Source organism: Pseudohongiella nitratireducens (assembly GCF_001642735.1).
In the GTDB taxonomy this organism is placed as follows: Bacteria; Pseudomonadota; Gammaproteobacteria; order Pseudomonadales; family Pseudohongiellaceae; genus Pseudohongiella; species Pseudohongiella nitratireducens.
The window spans coordinates 140,798-161,032 of the sequence record NZ_LWHM01000032.1 but is presented as its reverse complement, the minus strand read 5'-3'; the positions used below and the strand labels follow the sequence as shown (position 1 = coordinate 161,032).

The following is a 20,235-nucleotide window of genomic DNA, read 5'->3' as shown; positions in this document are numbered from 1 at the left end:
TTCTCTACGCAGGAAACATAGTCCTCGATTGTTTCCTGACTGCGAAGTGGATGGTCAAACCGACCATACGTCCCTGCATTGCGGATTTCCAGTTACAGTCCATAGACGTCGGGTCAGGTGAGACAGACGACCGAACAATCGTTCGGCGTCATTTTTCGCCGTCAACCTCGGCAAATTTTTAGCTGATACGCTCGCTCTCTGGTACGCCGCATTAACGTCTGTCTATATGCCGTATTTAACAGACTCTATATAGTTCTTTAACCTTAATAACTGCCTATAAAGCTCTTTAAAGGATTTTTATATAAAATATTATTACATTCCTTGAATAGTCTGCTACACTATAATTCTGCATTAAAAGTCTATTTAAGGTTCTTTATATGAATTCTGATCGTGTCCCCGCAGTCATTGGTCAGCGAATCAGGCAATATCGGTTGAATCAGGATTTGACGCAGGAGGACCTGGCTACCCTGGCGAACGTCTCACTGAATGCGGTTAAATCCGCCGAGGGCGGTAAAAGCACGTTACCGACTTATGCCGCGATCCTTCAGGCTTTGGGGCATATCGACAACTTACTTGCGGCATTCCCGGACGAGGGCGTTTCGCCTGTGCAACTACTCAAAAGCAGTACCAAACAGAAGCAACGAGCGAGCGGTAAAACGCGCGTGCAACCTGCCGACATTGGGGAGCTGGACTGGTGATCAATACCATTGAAGTTCGCTACAAAGGAGAACCTGCAGGTGCCTTAAGTTATAACAAAGGCGACACGGCGGCGCGGTTCGAGTACTTCTCTGAGTTTGTCGAAAGAAACATTCCGCTTGCTCCTCTGACAATGCCTGCCGAGAAGGGAAGGATTTACTCTTTTCCGGGCTTAAACTGGGACACGTTCAGGGGACTGCCAGGCATGCTCGCAGACTCCTTGCCTGACGATTTTGGTAATGCAGTTCTGAACCAATGGGTTGCGCAGCAGCCAGGTCGAACAGAACCCCTGAGCCCGCTTGAGCGGCTTCAGTATACCGGCGAACGGGGAATGGGAGCGCTTGAATATCACCCTGCGCAGAAGAAGCAAACCACTGCCAGCAACCAAGACATCGAACTTGAGAGTTTGATGACGTTAGCGCAGGAAGTGCTCGATACACGAAAAGGCTTTCGTCAGCACACGCATTTTGATGATTCGGCAGATAAAGAAATGATGCAGAATTTATTAGCGGTTGGCACTAGCGCCGGGGGCGCAAGACCAAAAGCAATTCTGGCTTTTAACCAGGATTTTAGCCAGGTTCGCTCCGGTCAGGGACCCGTGCCTGCCGGGTTTGAGCATTACCTGCTGAAATTTGATGGAGTCAAAGAGCGTGATCCTTCCCAGCAAACTTTTGGCGATCCGCTAGGTTACGGGACGATGGAGTACGTTTATTACTTCATGGCCACGCAAGCCGGCATTCATATGATGCCGTGTCATTTACTTGAAGAAGGCAACCGACGCCATTTTTTGACCAAGCGCTTTGACAGAACAGGCAATGAGAAAAAACACATTCAAACGCTTACCGCTATTAAACACGTCAATTATCACGACATTGGTGCGTTTTCTTATGAAGAGCTGTTTCAGGTTGCCCGCCAGCTCAGGTTGCCGCGGACAGACGCGATAGACCTGTTCCGACGTATGGTATTTAACCACGTAGCAACGAACCACGATGATCACTCCAAGAACTTTGGTTTTATGCTGGAGGACAAGCAATGGCGACTGAGCCCGGCCTATGACGTTGCCTTTAGTTATAAACCCGGAAACCCCTGGGTAGAACAGCACTGGATGTCTTTAAATGGCAAGCGCAGCGGCCATACCCGCGCTGACTTTTACGCGCTTGCGGACGTTCAGCTTCCACGGGTAGAGCGCAAAGAAATCGATGCAGTGATTGATAGTGTGATCGATGCGGTTTCTCAGTGGCGGAAATTAGCCACTGAGCATGAGGTGCCAAAAGCGCTTGCTGACTCAATCGACAGTCATATTAAGCTCAAAGACTTTGTCTGAGAAACACTGGCCCTAACAAACCATCGATTCATGCATTCAAACTTCACTCGTCGCTCTCTTCTTCCTCCTCCATTCCACCAAGCCAGTCAGCACGTACACCACGCGCCTCCTCACTGGCGTCCTCATCCACCTCAAGCTCATGATCGGCACGCACCCGATTCAGTGTCACCGGCACCGTTTTTAACTGGCCGTCGCGGAACAGTGAGAACTCAACTTCATCGCCTGGGCTATAACGGCGGAGCAAGGCATCCAGGTTACTGCCAATGCGAACCCCGTTAAGTGCTATCAGTTCATCACCGGCATTTATGCCCGCCTGCCATGCGGCGCCATCCAGACGGGGCGAAAAAACGACCGGGGGATTGCCACGCAACGATACATCCAGTGACACTTGCACCGGGTTCTCGCTGGTATCCTCACGGTCCAGCACCCAGCCTACCGATTGCAGCGCGTCAGCCAGAGGCAGTGGCTGGGTGTCGTATACCCAGCCGTCCAGTTGCTCGGCCAGTGCATCATCGCCGGCGGCTGCCAGGCGCTCACGAAAATCGGCATAGGTAAAGCCGCCACTGCCTAGCGGGAAATCGTCATACAGTGAAGTCATGACGGTATCCAGGCTGCGGTCACCGTTACTTGTCCGGCGAATCTCCATATCCAGCACCAGTCCCAGCAGTCCGCCCTGGCTGTAAAATGATATCGTGCGGTTGCGCTTGTCTGCTGCGCGGTCAGCGCCGCGGTGATAGCCCTTGGTCCAGGCCTCAAGACTGGCTCGCGCCAGCGTGTCCTGACTGTAGCCGGGCGCATCCACCACACTGCTGATGGCACCGGCAAGCTGCTCGCGATATTCGCCCACCGGTATCAGACCCGCACGGACCGGCAACAGCTGATCGTAATAACTGGTCAGGCCCTCGGCGACCCAGAGCAGTTCCGTGTAATTGATATTCTGGTAGTCATACCGGTCAATTGACGCTGGCCGGAAGCGCTTGACGTTCCAGGTGTGAAAAAACTCATGGGCCATGAGCCCCAGAAAGCCCTGCCAGCGATCATCGTCCCAGAATGCGCGCGGGTCGGTGTGGACCACCGTGCTGTTGTAGTACTCGGTACCCCCGCCAAGGCCATCTCCGCTGTGCAGCATGAACAGGTAATAATCCGTCGGCAAGCCACGATTGGCGTCAGCAAACACCTCGGCTGTGGCTGTTACGAGCGCACTCATATCCTCGATGAGCCGCTCTTCATCGCCATCCCAGATACCATCAATCAGAAAATCGATGTTCATGCCCGCTGCTTCAAATGAAACCAGATCGAAGGTACCTGCCTCAATCGGTGAATCCACCAGGCGGTCATAATGTGGCGCCACAAAGCGACCCGGATCAGGTTGCTCCATGCCGCTGGCCGCCTGCCAGCCCTCTGGCAGGTCCAGGGTCAAGTCGACAGGCAGGTCGCGAAACTGATCAGCATAAACAAACACCGCGGCCGGATTCAGAAAGGCATGGTCCGCATTGACGTGGCGTGTGCGGTCAGTGAGGCTGTCCGCATAAACACGGTATCGAACCACGACATCCCCGCTGCCGGCATCGGGCCTGCTGACTCGCCAGGAAGACTTGGCGGTCTGCTCGAAGGCAAGCGGCTCACCATTTTCATCGCTGACCTCCAGGCCCGAGACAGTGCCGACGAAGTCCAGCACCAGATACAGACCGGAACGCCACACGGGCAGGTGAAAATCCAGCGTGTCTCCGGTCACCTCAGTGAATCGCGCCTCAATGGTCACTTGTTGCATATTGCGTTCGGACAAGTCCACCTGATAGCGGGTTTCAGCGGCGCTGACTGTCCAGCTCAGACAGACCAGTACGATTGATAGCATGGCCGCGGCAAGGTTTTTGCGACCATGGTTTACTGGTGCTTGCTTAACTCTCATAAACTATCCTCCGAAGTCTCTGAAGTGGATCAACGCTGAAGCAACAGGTGGCTATCCCGGCACCTTATTTAGGCTTCGCCTCGCGACATTTTTGAAGCAATTCTGCCAGCGCCGTTGACCCCAGACGGTTCATGGCGGCTATGTTGCGTTCGGGAATCTGTCCTGGGTTCGGGTAGCTGGCCAGCACCGTCTCCAGGCTGTCTTCGCGTAACAGTTGCAAAATCGGCCAGGGTGCACGGTTAGTATAATTCTCCGCATCATCAGGATCAGTGCCGGCGAACTGATAGTCGGGGTGGAAGCTGGCAAACTGAAATCGCCCGTCCCAGCCGAGGTTAATCAGCAGAGCGTCAGCCAGATCCAGAAAATCGTTGTAATCGAGAAAATCACCGAGCATTTCTTTGACCACAATCAACGTGGTTTCCGTCGCCCTGGGCGGCTGTGCATCGAGCCATAATAATTGCTGCTGCAACTCTTCCAGTAAGGCCTCACTATCATGGGCTGGGCTTACCACGATTTTCACCTGCTCCCCTTCAACCGGCTGGCGAGCAAAGGGACAGAGACCCAGCCCCACAACGAAGCGGTCAATCCATGCACGCACCTGGGCTTCGATTTCGGTGTGTTCGCTCATGCCCGCTCTCCTGCAGCCTGGCCTGACGCCCAGGCCCACTGGAAATTATGACCACCCAGGTGTCCCGTCACATCCACGACTTCGCCGATAAAATACAAACCGGGATGATTGCGTGCTTCCATGGTTTTGGAAGATAGCGCGTTGGTGTCCACGCCCCCGAGTGTCACTTCGGCTGTGCGGTACCCCTCCGTGCCTGCAGGCCAGACTTTCCAGGGTTTACAGGCTGACACCACACGCTGGATATCGTCCTTGCCCAGCTGCTCCAGTGGCTTACTCTCCAGCCAGAGATCACACCAGCGCTGGGCCACCCGTTTGGTGAGCTGTTCGCCGAGCAGGTTCTTCAGTTCCAGTTTGGGACGCTGGTGCTGCATTGTGTGAATGTGTTCGGCCAGATCCAGGCCCGGAAACAGATCGATCTCCAGCGCTTCACCGGGCTGCCAGTAAGAAGAGGCTTGTAATATGGCCGGTCCACTTAGCCCCTTGTGAGTAAATAGAATATTCTCGCGAAATGCCGCTCCACTGGCAGCGGTTACCGTATCCACGGATACCCCTGCAAGACCTTGTAACTTCCTGAGCTGCTTTGGTTCCAGCGTAACCGGCACCAGCCCGGCTCGCGTAGGCAATACGGGAATACCGAGCGAGCGGGCAAAATCAAAGCCAAAACCGGTGGACCCCAAGGTAGGAATCGAATAACCACCACTGGCAATCACCAGGGATTCGCAGCTGACTGAGAACCGGGGTGTTTGCAGGCGATGCGGGGAGCGTGACGCGGCTTGAGACAGTGGAGCGCCCAGTTGAATATTGCTGGCGGGCGAGTGGGTGAGCACCTGAACACCCATCGCATCGCACTCGTCCAGCAACAAACGAACGATATCCTTGGACGAGCGATCACAGAACAATTGGCCCAGTTTTTTTTCGTGGTAGGGTACCCCGTGCTTTTCCACCAGCGCGATAAAATCCCAGGGGGTATAGCGGCTGAGGGCCGATTTCGCGAAATGGGGGTTGGCGGAAATAAAATTGTCCGACGTCGAGTGCATGTTGGTAAAGTTACAGCGACCGCCACCCGACATGAGAATCTTTTTGCCCACTTTGTTGGCACTGTCCAGTAACAGCACACGTCGACCGCGCGCACCTGCCACCGCCGCACACATCAGCCCGGCAGCACCGGCGCCGATGATCACTACATCGAATTCTCGATTTTCCGGGGTTGTCACTGTCATAGGCGAGCATTCTACACGTTCCCTGGGCTGGGCGCTTGAAATGTGGCTATCGATTCCTGGCGATACGGCCTGGAAGCGGGGAAAGTCGCGTGTAGCGATGCTACGCAGCCCAGCTTATGTGGAATAACTCACAGTTTAAAGTTGCCTACGTTGGCCATCAGCTCGCTGGACGCCACGCCCAAATCCTGGCTGGACTGATCTGTTTTCGTCGCGCTATCAGAAGTTGTAACAGATTGCTCACTGATCGAGGCCAGGTTCTGGTTGATCTCTTCGATCACCACGCTTTGCTCTTCAACCGCAGCGGCAACGTGCACGGTCATATCGGCTATTGATACCACGGAGTCGTTAATTTCGCTTAGTGCCTTGCCGCCCTCATTGGCGGTATTCACCGAGTCCAGTGCTGCACCTGCGCTGGTGCGCATCGCAACCACAGTATTCGACACCCCTGACTGCAGTTTTTCCAGCATCGCCTGAATATCGGTAGTCGACTCTTGTGAGCGGTTAGCCAGAGTCCGCACTTCGTCGGCGACCACGGCAAAGCCGCGGCCCTGCTCACCGGCCCTTGCTGCCTCAATTGCGGCATTCAGGGCGAGCAGGTTGGTTTGTTCCGCGATTCCCTTGATAACATCCAACACTGATGTGACGTTGATAACCTGCGCCTCGACTCCGGCAACCAGTTCGGAAACACCTTCCACTTGCGCAGACACTTCCTGGATCTGAGTGACAGCTTTGTTAACAGTGTCCAGGCCGTTACTGCTAAGAACCTGCGCGTTTTGGGCTTTTTCTGCTGTCAGTGTGGTGTTGTGTGCGACTTCACCAATCGCCTTGGACATTTCATGAACTGCGCTCACGACGGTATCGAGTGCCTGGTTCTGTGTATTGAGGGCATTGCGATTGATGCTGGAGATTTCGGCCAGACCTGTGGAGGAGTCCGACACTTGCAGCGCACAGTTTTTGATCTGACTGACCATGGTATGCAACTTGTCGAGGAAAAGATTAAACTTTTCACCCAGGTCTCCCACTTCATCTTTACTGCTAACGGCAATTCGCGCCGTCAAATCGCCATTGCCTGAAGCAATGCCTTCGACATTTTTGCGAATGATCAACAAAGGTTTTGTGATCAGTGGCGGCACAAACACCACCATCAAAACAGAAATAATCATACCTACGATAGTAGCCATCACCAGTCTGACAACTGCATCAGTGCTGCGACTCATTGCCTGCGCAGTGTAGAAGTCGGACTGTGCAATCTGTTCCCCCTGAATAACATCTATCAGGTTGCGCAGCTCGTCAAAGGCCTGACTGCTGTCCGTTTGACTGAGTCTGGCCGCCAGTTCAATCTGACCATTTTCCATCAAGGTAATGACGCGACTACTGACCTCAGACCAGCGATTATAAAGCGCCGTACTCACTTCGATGAGAGTCCAGGTTTTCCAGTTCGCCAAGCGCAAGCGCGCTGTCTACCCGCTCTTTGAACTGTGCACTGTTTTCTTCATAAACCTGGCGCTGCTCGGTACTGGCACCCTCTTCATGGACCAGAGAACGTTCAGCAATCAACACCTGATGAAGATCTCGGTCAGCCTCCAGCAGCAGAACGATTTGCTGTAAGAAAACGTTGCCAACCTTATCTGCATCGTCAGCTATCTGACGTGAGGAGGTAATACCCATCGTTGAGCTGATAATGAAAATCAACACAATCAGCAACAAGGGTATGCTGATTTTCCACTTAAAAGACAGGTTGTGAAACATTTGCATGACGTAACTCCATTAATACAATGATCAAACTGCTTGATCACCTGCCAGCGCAATAGCACTCGCTCATTGAAATCTTGAATCTGGGACTCGGGGTGAGAGAATCGGCAAATAGCTGGCTACAAGATTGGACTGCAAACGCTTTCTTCGGTCTATTGCTGTTATTCCTCCGCCACCATCAATAATTTATTGTCTGGGCGAAAAATTCATTGCTCTGCATGACTATATGTTTCAGTATCGGCTTTAGTCGCTAAAACTTTACCCGAATAATATGTCTGCCATTCTATATACCTTCAGGCGCTGCCCCTATGCCATGCGGGCTCGCCTGGCTATTGCATACTGTTTACCTGATCACTACTTTGAGTTGCGGGAAGTGGTACTGCGAGATAAGCCCGGTGCGTTAATTAAAATCAGCCCCAAAGCGACAGTACCTGTAGTGCAACTTGCTAACGGTGAGGTACTGGAAGAAAGCCTGGAGATCATGCTGTTTGCGCTCTCTCAACATAAAGAGCGGGGGCAAGCATTGCTCCCTGACGCATTAAAAAACGATATATTTCATCTAATTGAGCAAAATGATGGTGACTTTAAATGGGCGCTGGACCGCTATAAGTACTCAGATCGCTATGAAGAAAGCCAAATGTATTATCGCGAAAAAGGAGAGATTTTCCTGTCCCAGCTCAATGCTCGCCTGGAAACCAGTCGTTATTTAATGGGAGAGGGTCCAACACTGGCCGATTTAGCGATCTTTCCCTTTATAAGGCAGTTCGCTCATGTCGACAAAAAGTGGTTTGATGCAAGCTCATACCAGCCATTAGCGCAATGGCTGGACGACTGGCTGATGTCCGATATATTCAAAGGTATTATGCAAAAATACCCTCAATGGCATGAACGTGCTAAAGCAGTTTATTTTCCTCATGATAGCCAAGATGCCAAGGAACGAAAAAGCCATGAATAATTCAGCCGCCGCGGTAGCGACAATTCATAGAGCTACGGTTGGAGGATAACTCATGTCCAGGCTGATTCTAAAAGGGTTCATTCTGGTTACTGAGTCAGACCTTATGGCTGTAAAAAACGAATTGAACCAACATATAAGACTGACCCTGGAAGAGCCCGGCTGTCTCGTTTTCGCAGTCAATCAAAATGCAGACAACCCGCTTAGATTTGATGTTTATGAGGAGTTCATAGACAGAGCGTCTTTTGACGCGCATCAACAACGTGTCAAAAGCTCACACTGGGGTAAACTGACAAATAATGTAGAGCGTCACTACGAAATACAAGAAGTTAATTAGCCAACGCGATATTTTACTCATGCTTCAGGCACAGCCACAAACAAATGTCTCCCATTAAGGCGGTCTCTAGTCATTATCTCAATTAATGGAGGTCAACGGTCAGTGAATCAAATTAACCCCAGAAAATTACTCAACAGTAAATGGACAGCAGTAAAACCAGTCAACAAAGAGAAACACTTCATCATCACTGAAGTCGAATTCGATGAAGATGGAAATGTGATTTACTGTCTGATTGAAGCCATTATGTCCAAACGAGATCGTTCAATAGATTGGCGAGAGTTACAGAATGAGGAGACTTGGCGACAAGGCTGGAAGTAACGATACAAGAAGTTTATCCATTCAGGAAACAAAATCAGGCTCAGGATATTCATCATGACCCGCGATGAGTACAATATATTTTGTGCCTCATTACCTGCAACGACCCATGTCGTTCAGTGGGGAGGAGCTGATGTCTGGAAAGTCGGCGGCAAAGTGTTTGCCATCGCTGGATGGTCAAAATCCAGGCAACCTGCCTATAGCTTTAAAGTCTCTGAGCAAAATTATCATTTCCTTAAAGACGAACCCGGTTACCGGCCAGCACCCTACCTGGCATCCCGCGGCTTTAAATGGATCCAGAAATACGATAACTTCAGTATGAATGACGAACCGTTAAGGTATTACCTGACACAATCTCACTACCTGGTTTCCTTAGGGCTGACAAAGAAGAAGCAAAAGGAACTTGGACTCAACCAGGATTAATCGCAATGCTGACTATCTCAGAGACTATTGCAATTCCAGATGACGAGATCGACCTGTCTGCCATCCGGGCACAAGGCTCCGGTGGGCAAAATGTCAATAAAGTCTCCTCAGCTATCCACCTGAGATTTGATATCCAGTCATCCTCTTTGCCCGACTGGTGTAAGGAAAAGCTCCTGGCCATGAATGATCAGCGCATCACGCAAGAGGGTGTGGTCATCATTAAAGCGCAGAATTTCCGCACCCAGGAGAAAAACCGCGCTGATGCACTCGCTCGGCTGGTCGAGCTCATAAAAGTTGCTACAAAGCCCAAAAAGGTGCGCAGACCTACCCGACCACCCCGTGCAGCGAAGAGGCGCCGGGTTGATAACAAAACACATCGCGGCAAGGTCAAGTCATTGCGCAGCAAACCCATCGACTGATTGATTAAACGCGCTGGGAGTCAGGTTCATGGCGGAACGTAAACTGGGGAGAACCATGACTCATAACATATTCATGCTGCTATGACTTACATGCAACTGGTGACTGTACACCTGGCGACAATAATACCTGCCATATTCCTCGGGGCTTACCTGCTGTCTCAGTCAAAAGGCACAGGCAAGCATCGGGCCATCGGCAAGCTCTACATGAGCCTAATGGTAATCACTGCGGGGGTTACACTTTTTATGCCCGCTTATGTCGGGCCACAGCTGTTCAATCACTTTGGTATCATCCATATTCTTAGTTTTGTTGTTTTCTTTTCAGTCGGTAGAGCTTTATATGCCGCCAGACAAGGTGACATTAAAACCCACAGGAAAAACATGGTAGGCCTCTACGTTGGCGGAATATTGGTCGCTGGAGTGTTTACACTATCACCAGGCCGGTTGATTCACGGCTGGTTATTTGGCTGATACAGGATGTATAAAATGAATATCGGCATTTACATTTACGACAATGCTGAAGTGCTGGACTTCTCCGGTCCATTTGAAGTCTTTTCAACTGCCAGCCGATTATCCTGTCCTGAAAATCTGTTTAACGTTTTTTTAATCGCAGAAAACAGAGAACCGGTTCACGCCCGAGGAAATTTCCTGATCACACCTCACTATAGTATCAGCGACCACCCTGCCATTGACGTTTTAATTGTATCGGGTGGCGTTCACACTGGGGAAATAAAGAAACCACATATTATCGAATGGGTTGCCAGTACGGCTGAAAGCGCAACGTCTGTTGCTTCTGTATGCACCGGTGCGTTTCTGCTTGCCGAAGCCGGGCTATTGTCTGGGCGTACCGTGACAACGCACTGGGAAGATATTGAAGACTTGCGCGCATCCTATCCGGCTCTGACAGTGTTAACCGCACAGCGTTGGGTCGACCAAGGCAAATTGGTCACTTCTGGCGGTATTTCAGCAGGTATTGATATGAGCCTGCATCTAGTGTCCAAACTGGCCAGCATGGAGCTTGCTCAAAAAACAGCCAGGCAAATGGAGTATGACTGGAATGACAATAACGCTGATTAATGCACCACTATATTAAGTGCAGTATGTCAGGGCTGCGTCGCAAGCCTCCAGGCCATTATCTGTGTTAGAATTTCGGGCTTTCCACAAGGCCCAGATTCATGTCGACACCCGCTAATCGCCCGCCAATTTATCTGCTGATTCCCATCAGTATGCTCTGTACCTTGAGTGCCGTGGTATTCGGGCGGCTTTCGTATGGGCTTATCTTGCCGGTCATGCGCGAGACGCTGGGCCTGAGCTACTCACAGGCCGCCAACCTGGGGACGCTGACCGCACTGGGTTATCTGAGCTTGTTGCTGTACGCAGGCATATTTGCCGGTCGTTATGGTGGTAAGAAAGCTATCCTGCTGGGCCTTTCTCTGGGTGTGCTTGGTTACACTGGTTTAAGCTTTTTTTCTGCTTACCCGCTGCTGATGCTTTGCATGGTGCTGATGGGATTTGGTACCGCCTTCACGTTTACACCGCTGGTATCATTGCTTGGCGCCTGGTACCCGGAACGGCGCGGCATGGTAATCGGTTTTTCCGGCAGCGGTGTGGGTACCGGTATTTTACTGACCGGCATATTCATACCAATGATTACACAATCAGGCGATGAATCGTCCTGGCGAATGATTTGGGCAACATTTGCCGGCATTGCAGCAACTGTGACAGTACTGGTGCTGGTGTTTTTGCGTGACCCTCCCCGCCATGAAGAAAGCATCACGATGAAGCAGGGGCTGGCCACGGCCTACCGCAACCCTCATGTGGTACGAATGGCAATGGTCTATGGCGTAGTCGGCCTGACTTACATTGTCCAGGTACTGTTCATGTACAGCTTTGCACTGGATTCAGATATACCTGCCGCTTATGCCGGACGCCTGGTCTCAATCATGGGTTTTGTTTCTATTTTCTCCGGTCCCATCTGGGGCTGGCTGGCTGACAAACTGGGACACGGCAGGGCATTAACTTTTTGCATGATCGTCGCCATGTGCGCAACGCTGATACCCGTGCTTTGGCCGACGACACTGGCTTTCACGATTCATTTTGTGATGGTTGGACTTTCTGTGACCGGACTGTTTACATCTGTGCTGGCTGCTGCGACCAGTACGGTCAAGCCTCAGCATGCGGCCATGGCTGTCAGTTTTGTCACGGTTTTCTTTGCACTGGGGCAACTGGTTGGCCCTGCATTGGCAGGTCTGCTGATAGACTGGCAGCAGGACTTCCGTTTAACGTTCGCGCTAAGTGCATCGTTGATGTTAATCGGGGCGATTGTCAGTTACAGCAGTACGGCTGTTGCTGAGAGGGCCAGGCAGAGCGGTTAGGGGGCACTGCGGAGCGACGGGCAGGTTATCTCTCCACCTGTTGCAGCCAGTCAGACCACGCTTTGCCTAGCGCTTCTCACCCGAAAACGCAGCCGAATTGTATGAGCCGTCAGGCGAGTTTTCGACTGAAGGGCGGTCAGAACATCATAGCTCAGACGGTAGACGACCACAGCACATCTCTTGTTGCTCGACGGGCGGAAACTCAGCCTGTCGGCTTCAGACAATCCGCCCGCTTTTTCGAGCGACAAGTGATGTGCTAAACGTGGTCTTACTGTCTGCCGTCTGAGCTATGATGTCCTGACCTTGTGCCGTATCTGCTGTGTTTTGGATGCTTCCGGACAAATAAAAAAACGGCCGCTCCAGGCGGCCGTTTTTTTGAATGGCTATAAACCGATTGGTTCAGGTTAAGCGTAAGGGTAGCCGGGTCAGTGTTTGGCCGGTGGCAGCTGCCAGGGCATTGGCGACTGCGGGGGCAACTGGTGGTGTACCTGGCTCACCAACGCCACTGGGTGCGTTGCCGGATGGCAGGATATGCACTTCCACTTCCGGCATGTCGTTCATGCGCAGTACTCGATAATTATGGAAGTTGGTCTGATCCACATTACCATCAGTCAATGTGACTTCATCGGCCAGGGCTGCGGAAAGGCCATAGGCAATACCACCTTCGATCTGGGCGCGTATAATGTTTGGATTCACGGCGATGCCACAGTCAACTGCAGCGACAACACGCTCAACCTTGAATTCTGTTCCCTGAACAGAAACATCGACAATCTCTGCAACGGTACTGCCAAATGAGGTGTGGACAGCAACGCCGCGCCCCCAGCCTTCAGGCAATTTCCGCGATCCCCATTCCGCTTTTTCCGCTGCCAGTTTTAACACAGCTGTTTCACGCGGATTATGCTTTAAGAGTGACAGGCGGTACTCAACCGGATCCTGACCAGCTTTTCTTGCCAGCGAATCAATAAAAACTTCTTTACTGAAAGCGGTGTGCGTATTGCCCACTGAACGCCACCACTGTACTGGCACACCGGCTTGAGTATTGTGAACTTCCACCTGGCGATTCGGTACCTGGTAGGGCAGGTGAACAAGGCCCTCCACGGATGCATTATCAACTCCGTCGACAACACTCATGGACTCCATGTTGGTTCCCATCATAATGGACTGCCCGGCAAGACGGGCCTGAAATGCTGTTGGCATTCCCTGGTCATCGACAGCAGCAGAAAGCTTGTGGACAAATGCCGGGCGGTAAAAACCTGCCTGCATGTCATCTTCCCGGCTCCAGACCAGTTTCACTGGTTTACCCTGTGCTCCACGTGCCACTCTGACAGCTTCCAGAACATAATCGGAGAAAGGGTTGGCGCGGCGGCCAAATCCACCACCGGCAAATACCGTGTGAATTTTGACATCTTCAATCTTTCCGCCCAGCAACTGCGCAATCGCCATCTGGTCACTGGTGGCTCCCTGACAGCCATACCACAGTTCGGCGCGCTGACCATCCACTTTGGCGACACAGTTCATAGGCTCCATTTGTGCATGCGCCAGGTAAGGGAACTCAAACACGGCTTCAACACTGTCACCTTGATTAAGCTGTGAGGCGACATCGCCTTCGCGCTCGGCAACGATACCAGGCTCATCTACCAACTCCCGGTACTGAGACAGGATTGTGCCACTGCTACGTGTTTCCGCTGCACTGTCATCCCACTCAATTTCCAGCAGCTCGCGCCCTTTGATGGCAGTCCAGTAATCCTTCGCCAGTACAGCAACACCGTTCTCAATTTCGAAAACCTGCTCAACGCCATTGCGTTGCAGTGCCTTGCTGGCATCAAAACTTTTGACGCGACCACCAAACCTGGGAGAATGTGCCACGACTGCAGTCAGCATACCTGGTAGCTGCACGTCCTGGGTATAAACAGCCGTTCCGTTCTGCTTGCCTTCATCTTTTCTAACCAGGTCTTCTCTGCCAATCAGTGTGAAATCGGCAGGGTCTTTCAGGCTGACCGCTTCGGGGGCAGGTGCATTTTGAGCAGCGGCCTCCACTGCCAACTCACCAAAACTGGCCTGGTGGCTGCCATGAGAGACTTGCCCCTCAGACACTGAAATCTCTGACGCAGGCACTCCCCAGCGCTGGGCAGCAGCAGCCACGAGCATGGCGCGTGCTGTGGCACCCGCCTGACGCATCTGGGTAAAGCTGTTGGCAATAGCTGTGCTGCCACCCGTGGCCTGCTGCCCCATGAACAGGTTGGCATACTTTTCGGTATCCACCGGTGCATGTTCGCATTTGACCTGGGACCAGGCGGCATCAAGTTCTTCAGCAACACAGGTGGCCAGACCGGTATACACACCCTGACCCATTTCCAGGTGCTTGATATAAACATTCACGGTATTGTCCGGGCTGATATTCACAAAGGCGTTAAACTGCAGAGCTGGTGAGTCGGCAGCTTGTGCTGATGCCCTGGTTGTGAGGTTAAGCCCGAGAGTCAGACCAGCACCTGTCGCCGCAGACAGCTTGAGAAACTGACGTCGACCTGTGTCGATATGATCCTGTGATTGGAATCTGGACGCTTTCATTACGCAGCTCCTTCATTGTCACGAACGGCATTGGCAGCAAGCTTGATGCCCTGCTTGATACGGGAATAAGTACCGCACCGGCAAATGTTGCCAGACATGGCTGTATCAATGTCCGCATCACTGGGGCTGGGATTCTGCTCGAGTAAAGCGGTTGCTGACATGATCTGTCCAGACTGACAATAGCCGCACTGAGGCACCTGCAACTCTACCCAGGCTTTCTGAAGGGCCTGGCCTTGCGGGGACTGTAACCCTTCTATCGTCGTGATATTTCGGCCCTCAGCAGCTGCTACCGTCAACACACAGGTTCGTGTCGCCTGTCCGTCAATCTGCATGGTACAGGCACCGCACTGGGCCATACCGCAACCAAATTTGCTGCCGGTATAGTTCAGATGATCGCGAACCGCCCACAGCAGCGGCATGTCGCCATCGACATCCAGCTCGTGAGATTCACCGTTAATGAGTAATGTATAGGCCATGTTGCCTCCCGTGGCTGGGGATCAAGGTGGTACAATCTGATGTTTCAAGACGTTGTTATCCAGTATATTAGCATGCCGTCTTGACAATATGTCAATATTTGTAAAGATGTAAGAATGAGCACTCGAGACGTCCAGATTATATCCGCAGCACTTAAGCTGTTTTTTCGATACGGCATGGCCCGTACGACAATGAATGACATCGCCCGTGAAGCGGGACTGTCCAGGCAATCTGTGTACGCTGCTTTTGCCAATAAAGAAGAGTTGCTTCGTGCTGCCACACGCCACCTGGCTGACCAGACGGTCGCTGATCTTATCAATGGCTTTGCTACTGCCGACAGTGCGGAACAGAAACTGGATGTCATCTTTGAAAGCATCGCAGGCAAGCACTTTGCCCTGTTGTGCAGCTCGCCTGATGCTGACGATGTGATCAGCGGCTTCAATACCGCTTGCCGGCATGAATTAGCGGACGCAGCAGAGCGTTATCAGCACCTTATTGCGGAAGCGTTACAGGAATATGAACCTGCCATTACCCGTGCGGGCATTGATATGACAGCGCTGGCTGAGAACATTCAGCGCACAACCAAAGCGCTGAAATACGAAGCAAAAGATGAAGCACACTTACGTGAGCTATGGAAAACCCAGCGCACAGTGTTGTTACAGCTATTAGCTCCCTGAAGAAAACTCGATCTTTTCAGTCAGTTCTCAACAACTTGAGCCTGCACCTCATTAGCCTTGGAAAATAACTCCACTAATTCAGTTTGCAAGGATGAAAAATCTGTAAACACCGGCAAGGTTGCATTCATGGTCATGGCAATCACCAGCGACTGCTTCGGATAAACGGCCAGCCAGGCCATCGAACCTTTGGATACACCGCCATGGTGCGCAAAACTGCCTTCATCGCGCCAGCGCCAGGTGAGGGCATATGATTGCTCGTTTATCTCGCCACTGTTGATCCTTTGTGGCGTCCAAAATGTGTCTCGTGTTGCTTTGGGAATGAAGTCATTATCCAGCCATGCTGCACCTAACATGACCAGATCTGCCGGTCTGGCCATAAACCCACCACCGGGCAGCTTATTGCTGAGATCAACACTGCGCCATGGCTGAACCCGGTTGCCATCCAGTTGGTAGAACGTAGCTCGCTCAGGTACGTCCGCATCCGGCACAGGGGAAGATAACCCTAAAGGTCCGGTGACTTGTTGCTGTACCAGTTCATCAAAAGATTGCCTGCCGGCACGCTGCAAGATCGAGGCAATCAACAAGGTGTCGAATGATGAATATTCAAACTGGCTGCCTGGCGGGTAACGTAACGGACTGCCATCAAACAGTTCGAGTCCTTGCCTGACATTTGAATGATGCCTGCGCAATGCAATGGAATGATACACACCGAGCCAGTCTTGGTTGGTTTTGTACTCGGGCATCCCCGCCATATGTGATGCCAGTTGGCGTAATGTCAGTTGCGCCCAGTCGGGGTTTGGCAATGCATCATCATAACTGCCAATTGGCTCATCCAGATCGACTCTCTTATTGCTCACCATTCGCGCCAGCAATGTCCCTGTCACTGGCTTTGAAGTCGAACCAATGCGGTATAGCGTTTGTGGCGTTGCCCTTTCGCCTGAAGCCAGGTCTGACCACCCGGCCGCAGCACTCCAGACCAGCTCACCTTCAATCGCAATGGCAGCGGAAAGAGAAGGCGCATGGATATTTGCCTGATGTGTTATCAGCATAGAGCATGCTTGATCAGACAGCTGTGACAGGGCGGTGTTCTCACTTCCAGACAGACAGTTTTGTGCAGCAGGGACCGTTTGCCATGCCCAGGGCTTACGCATCCAGGCTGTGTCCTCCCCAATAAACCCATACACCGGCCACAGCAGGTAAACCAGGATCAACATGACCATAAGGCCCAGTGTTGCAACAAGCTTTCTAACAGACATGAGAAACTCTCCTTTATTCATCTCTGTCTGAAGTCTGCCTGGCAACTGTTCAGGGATCTTGCCGATTATGAAAAGTTAGCGCCGATTTTGAATATCACCCCGAAATTCACTCGGTGTCTGCTCGGTTTTTGCTTTAAAAGCCCGATTAAAAGGGCCGATGGAATCGTAACCTAAATCGAGCGCGATACTCAGTATCGGCTTGTCATCATAGGCCGGATCAACCAGACGCTCGCGAGCATCTGCCACTCGCAGGTCATTTAACATGCTGTTGAAATTGCGGTAACCGCGGGTCTGATTGATAAGTCGGCGTAAGCGATGTTCCGGACAGTTTAACTGGCTGGCCAGTCCTGAAATCGTCAAACCATGCTGGTGATATCCACATTCGGCAATGAAAGAATCCAGTGCTTTTGACAGGCGCGCATCTGCGGGCGACCATTCTGATTGATGGCGAACCAGGGTTGGCTGACTATCACCGGGTTGGGGCCTGGCTATTTCCTGCCGCTCTGTCGCAGCAATTTCTGCTGCCGGTTTGCCAGGCTCATATTGCAAACGAAAGGTACGAGCCACTGCAATCGTTGTAATCAATAACAAGAACGTCGCATTAAACAAACCGAACACCGCGGCATTGCGATAACGCTCGTCTGCAAACTCAAATATCACTAATATCGTGCTGTATAGCGTAATACCTAGCACCACCATGACTCTGGCGCGGCGCCGTGTATCCAGCAAATCTGCTTTGAAGCCGCGCCAGGCAATGTACGCGGCATGAAGAACCAAGCCCAGACTAATGGCATGAATGAGATCGTGTAAAATGCTGCCACCAGCCTGAATGCCCAATGCATAGAGATACACCAATCCGAATAGCCCAAGCAGCCATTTAACCGGTGTTGGCCATTTCCCTGGGTTGAAATCATCTTCAAAGAGATGGCAGATCAGTAGCCAGAAAATGAAGGCAAAGGCGTCTGTCAGAATCAACAGAACATTGCGTAGCAAACCATACTGTTCATCCGGTATGGGTGCGGTTAACATCACAAGGCCAGCGACACTCAAACCACAGGCTAGCAACAGCAACCGCAGTCGCGACGCCGGCTCGCGCAACACCAAACCACCTAATAGCAGTAATTGGCCGAGTACCATCATGCGGATTAATAAATCGAGCTGGCTAAGTGACTCAATGGGCATCATGGTTTAAGCAGTATCAGGTGACATCATGAGCAAAGATATTATAGATTGGACGTCATGAAAACCACGCTAATGCTCATCTTTTCTCTGTTCTGCCCTATGGCGGAAGCCTCTTGTGTGATTCTACTGCACGGCCTGGCAAGATCTGCTGACTCAATGAATGAAATGGCTGAGAAATTGACCACTGCAGGTTATACCACTGTCAATCTTGGCTACCCCTCGCGAGATTTTGCCATCGAAACTCTAACGGAAAAAGCCATTCCTCCTGCCCTGGAGCAGTGCGCTACAGACACCGAAATCAGTTTTGTGACTCACTCTCTCGGCGGCATACTGGTGAGACAATATCTGCAAGCGCATGACATTGACGGTTTGCATCGCGTCGTCATGCTTGGCCCACCTAATCAGGGCAGCGAGGTGGTTGATAAGCTGCGCGACGTTCCTGGCTTTCACTGGCTCAACGGCGATGCCGGCCTGGAGCTGGGCACTGAAACAGGAAGTGTTCCCCAGCAGTTAGGCCCAGCGAATTTTGATGTCGGCATCATTGCAGGTAGTAAAAGTATTAACTGGATACTTTCATTACTGATACCCGGCGACGATGATGGCAAGGTGTCCATCGAACGCAGCAAATTGGCTGGCATGAATGATCATATCGTGATGCCGACTACCCACCCCCTGATGATGAATAATAATGATGTCATCGACCAAGTGATTCACTACCTGGATCATGGCGAATTCATGCGCTGAAGAGCCATTTAAAACTGATAACGAAAAAAACCCGGCACTTGCAGGTCGGAACCTGAAAATACCGGGCTTTCATCTGGCGTAGTGTGCTATCAGAAGATTGGCGTTACGCCATCACCTCTTTCTGACCCAGGCGCTCGCAAGTCGCCATAGCGCAATTCTTCAACGAACTCGACGCACTTGAATTCAAGCAATTCCATATTTTCATCCTGGTGACGGTACAGTTTCATGTTAATCGTCCAGGGGCGCTCAAAAGTGAGCGGATCATTGATCGTTGCGGAATAGTCGATGGTATTGGCATCGATCATTGTGTAGCGTTCCTGTACATGCATTTCCCAACCACTGTGGTAGTTACCCGAACGGTCAAACCAGGTATCAGCAATCTGGCCAGTCACATCGATCACCAGCGTATCACCATCCCAGCTGCCATTATTGGTGCCCATCCAGGTATCGACCTGAGCTTCTACATCAGCATCCATATGCACAATACGGTCAGCACCGGCAAACTGATAGGTTATTAATGTGGCATCAGGCGCCTGAAAAATCTGGAAGGGATAAGGCATATAAGTGGCACGTGGCACACCTGGCAACTTGCATTCGCGGACCGGATCTCGTTCCAGCCAGTTTTGCTTGTTTTCTACCTGGCGGGCACGCATGCCATCCTTATAAGGAATTTCGCCTCCTTCAACGACACCCATGCCCGGAGGCACTGCCATGAATGCACCAGCCTCAAGCGCCAGCGTAGGACCATGTCGCGCCTCGTGCGGTTCAAGGTCCCAATAAGCGGAGGTCATTGCCTGCCAGATACCATTGAAATCCGGTTTACCGGTTGGCGTTCGCGGTATATCACTTCCACCCTGACTCTGTTGTGCTTCTGCTGGCCCCTGATTCACGTTCCACAAGGCACTCACAGCGATGGCAGTTGCAGTCACTGCCAATATTGTTTTTAGTTGCGTTTTCATGAATATCCCAATTTCCTTGCTGTGATAC

Annotated in this window: 22 protein-coding genes; 12 read left to right on the top strand and 10 right to left on the bottom strand. The window is 51.7% G+C overall.

Annotation, left to right across the window (positions count from 1 at the left end; translation table 11 throughout):
- Positions 1–377: 377 nt before the first annotated feature.
- Both PSCS_RS12425 and PSCS_RS12420 read left to right on the top strand, forming a co-directional pair.
- Positions 378–698, top strand: a complete 321-nt coding sequence (locus PSCS_RS12425) for a helix-turn-helix domain-containing protein (RefSeq protein WP_068812426.1) — start codon at positions 378–380, stop codon at positions 696–698.
- Complete coding sequence (locus PSCS_RS12420) at positions 695–2,020, top strand: type II toxin-antitoxin system HipA family toxin (RefSeq protein WP_068812425.1); 1,326 nt, start codon at positions 695–697, stop codon at positions 2,018–2,020. The genes PSCS_RS12425 and PSCS_RS12420 overlap by 4 nt, the downstream gene beginning before the upstream one ends.
- A 43-nt stretch (positions 2,021–2,063) precedes the next feature.
- Here PSCS_RS12420 and PSCS_RS12415 read toward each other — a convergent pair whose 3' ends face one another.
- From PSCS_RS12415 to PSCS_RS12395, 5 genes are all read right to left on the bottom strand, one after another.
- Positions 2,064–3,929 (bottom strand): M61 family metallopeptidase, encoded by a 1,866-nt coding sequence (locus tag PSCS_RS12415; protein WP_068812424.1) that lies wholly within the window; start codon positions 3,927–3,929, stop codon positions 2,064–2,066.
- A 64-nt stretch (positions 3,930–3,993) separates the two neighbouring features.
- Positions 3,994–4,557: a DUF1415 domain-containing protein gene (locus PSCS_RS12410; RefSeq protein WP_068812423.1), complete on the bottom strand. Its 564-nt coding sequence runs from the start codon at positions 4,555–4,557 to the stop codon at positions 3,994–3,996.
- Positions 4,554–5,777 (bottom strand): BaiN/RdsA family NAD(P)/FAD-dependent oxidoreductase, encoded by a 1,224-nt coding sequence (locus PSCS_RS12405; protein WP_068812422.1) that lies wholly within the window; start codon positions 5,775–5,777, stop codon positions 4,554–4,556. Before PSCS_RS12405 ends, PSCS_RS12410 begins: the two co-directional genes overlap by 4 nt.
- A gap of 128 nt (positions 5,778–5,905) precedes the next feature.
- Positions 5,906–7,189 (bottom strand): methyl-accepting chemotaxis protein, encoded by a 1,284-nt coding sequence (locus PSCS_RS12400; protein ID WP_068812421.1) that lies wholly within the window; start codon positions 7,187–7,189, stop codon positions 5,906–5,908.
- On the bottom strand, positions 7,170–7,532 hold the full coding sequence (locus tag PSCS_RS12395) for a hypothetical protein (RefSeq protein ID WP_068812420.1): 363 nt from the start codon (positions 7,530–7,532) through the stop codon (positions 7,170–7,172). Before PSCS_RS12395 ends, PSCS_RS12400 begins: the two co-directional genes overlap by 20 nt.
- A 268-nt stretch (positions 7,533–7,800) precedes the next feature.
- Here PSCS_RS12395 and PSCS_RS12390 point away from each other — a divergent pair, with 268 nt between their 5' ends.
- The 8 genes from PSCS_RS12390 (at position 7,801) to PSCS_RS12355 (ending at position 12,347) form a co-directional block, all read left to right on the top strand.
- Positions 7,801–8,484, top strand: a complete 684-nt coding sequence (locus PSCS_RS12390; protein WP_068812419.1) for a glutathione S-transferase — start codon at positions 7,801–7,803, stop codon at positions 8,482–8,484.
- Between the two features lie 52 nt (positions 8,485–8,536).
- Complete coding sequence (locus tag PSCS_RS12385; RefSeq protein WP_068812418.1) at positions 8,537–8,818, top strand: putative quinol monooxygenase; 282 nt, start codon at positions 8,537–8,539, stop codon at positions 8,816–8,818.
- 102 nt (positions 8,819–8,920) lie between these two features.
- A complete protein-coding gene (locus PSCS_RS12380) occupies positions 8,921–9,136 on the top strand; it encodes a TIGR02450 family Trp-rich protein (protein ID WP_068812417.1) in 216 nt (71 codons plus the stop codon).
- A gap of 54 nt (positions 9,137–9,190) precedes the next feature.
- Positions 9,191–9,556: an MmcQ/YjbR family DNA-binding protein gene (locus tag PSCS_RS12375; RefSeq protein ID WP_068812416.1), complete on the top strand. Its 366-nt coding sequence runs from the start codon at positions 9,191–9,193 to the stop codon at positions 9,554–9,556.
- 5 nt (positions 9,557–9,561) lie between these two features.
- Positions 9,562–9,975 (top strand): alternative ribosome rescue aminoacyl-tRNA hydrolase ArfB, encoded by a 414-nt coding sequence (arfB, locus tag PSCS_RS12370; protein ID WP_068812415.1) that lies wholly within the window; start codon positions 9,562–9,564, stop codon positions 9,973–9,975.
- A gap of 90 nt (positions 9,976–10,065) precedes the next feature.
- Positions 10,066–10,443 carry a DUF2306 domain-containing protein gene (locus PSCS_RS12365; RefSeq protein WP_308426218.1) on the top strand — a complete coding sequence of 126 codons (378 nt, stop codon included), beginning with the start codon at positions 10,066–10,068 and terminating at the stop codon, positions 10,441–10,443.
- 6 nt (positions 10,444–10,449) lie between these two features.
- Positions 10,450–11,049 (top strand): DJ-1/PfpI family protein, encoded by a 600-nt coding sequence (locus tag PSCS_RS12360; protein WP_397387424.1) that lies wholly within the window; start codon positions 10,450–10,452, stop codon positions 11,047–11,049.
- A gap of 98 nt (positions 11,050–11,147) precedes the next feature.
- Complete coding sequence (locus PSCS_RS12355) at positions 11,148–12,347, top strand: MFS transporter (protein ID WP_068812412.1); 1,200 nt, start codon at positions 11,148–11,150, stop codon at positions 12,345–12,347.
- A 399-nt stretch (positions 12,348–12,746) separates the two neighbouring features.
- Here the strand turns inward: PSCS_RS12355 and PSCS_RS12350 are convergent, their stop codons facing one another.
- Together PSCS_RS12350 and PSCS_RS12345 are read right to left on the bottom strand one after the other, a co-directional pair.
- Positions 12,747–14,915, bottom strand: a complete 2,169-nt coding sequence (locus PSCS_RS12350; RefSeq protein WP_068812411.1) for a xanthine dehydrogenase family protein molybdopterin-binding subunit — start codon at positions 14,913–14,915, stop codon at positions 12,747–12,749.
- A complete protein-coding gene (locus tag PSCS_RS12345; protein WP_068812410.1) occupies positions 14,915–15,391 on the bottom strand; it encodes a (2Fe-2S)-binding protein in 477 nt (158 codons plus the stop codon). The genes PSCS_RS12350 and PSCS_RS12345 overlap by 1 nt, the downstream gene beginning before the upstream one ends.
- 114 nt (positions 15,392–15,505) lie before the next feature.
- Between PSCS_RS12345 and PSCS_RS12340 the strand changes: the two genes are divergently transcribed.
- On the top strand, positions 15,506–16,066 hold the full coding sequence (locus PSCS_RS12340) for a TetR/AcrR family transcriptional regulator (protein WP_068893801.1): 561 nt from the start codon (positions 15,506–15,508) through the stop codon (positions 16,064–16,066).
- Positions 16,067–16,086: 20 nt separating this feature from the next.
- On the opposite strand, the gene PSCS_RS12335 is transcribed toward PSCS_RS12340, so the two are convergent.
- A complete protein-coding gene (locus PSCS_RS12335; RefSeq protein ID WP_068812408.1) occupies positions 16,087–17,322 on the bottom strand; it encodes a serine hydrolase domain-containing protein in 1,236 nt (411 codons plus the stop codon).
- A 75-nt stretch (positions 17,323–17,397) separates the two neighbouring features.
- Positions 17,398–18,507 carry a helix-turn-helix transcriptional regulator gene (locus PSCS_RS12330; protein ID WP_068812407.1) on the bottom strand — a complete coding sequence of 370 codons (1,110 nt, stop codon included), beginning with the start codon at positions 18,505–18,507 and terminating at the stop codon, positions 17,398–17,400.
- 54 nt (positions 18,508–18,561) lie between these two features.
- Between PSCS_RS12330 and PSCS_RS12325 the strand changes: the two genes are divergently transcribed.
- Positions 18,562–19,248, top strand: a complete 687-nt coding sequence (locus PSCS_RS12325) for an esterase/lipase family protein (RefSeq protein WP_229694636.1) — start codon at positions 18,562–18,564, stop codon at positions 19,246–19,248.
- Between the two features lie 89 nt (positions 19,249–19,337).
- Here PSCS_RS12325 and PSCS_RS12320 read toward each other — a convergent pair whose 3' ends face one another.
- Entirely contained in the window at positions 19,338–20,207 is an 870-nt protein-coding gene (locus PSCS_RS12320) for a hypothetical protein (RefSeq protein WP_229694635.1), read from the bottom strand.
- Positions 20,208–20,235 lie beyond the last annotated feature (28 nt).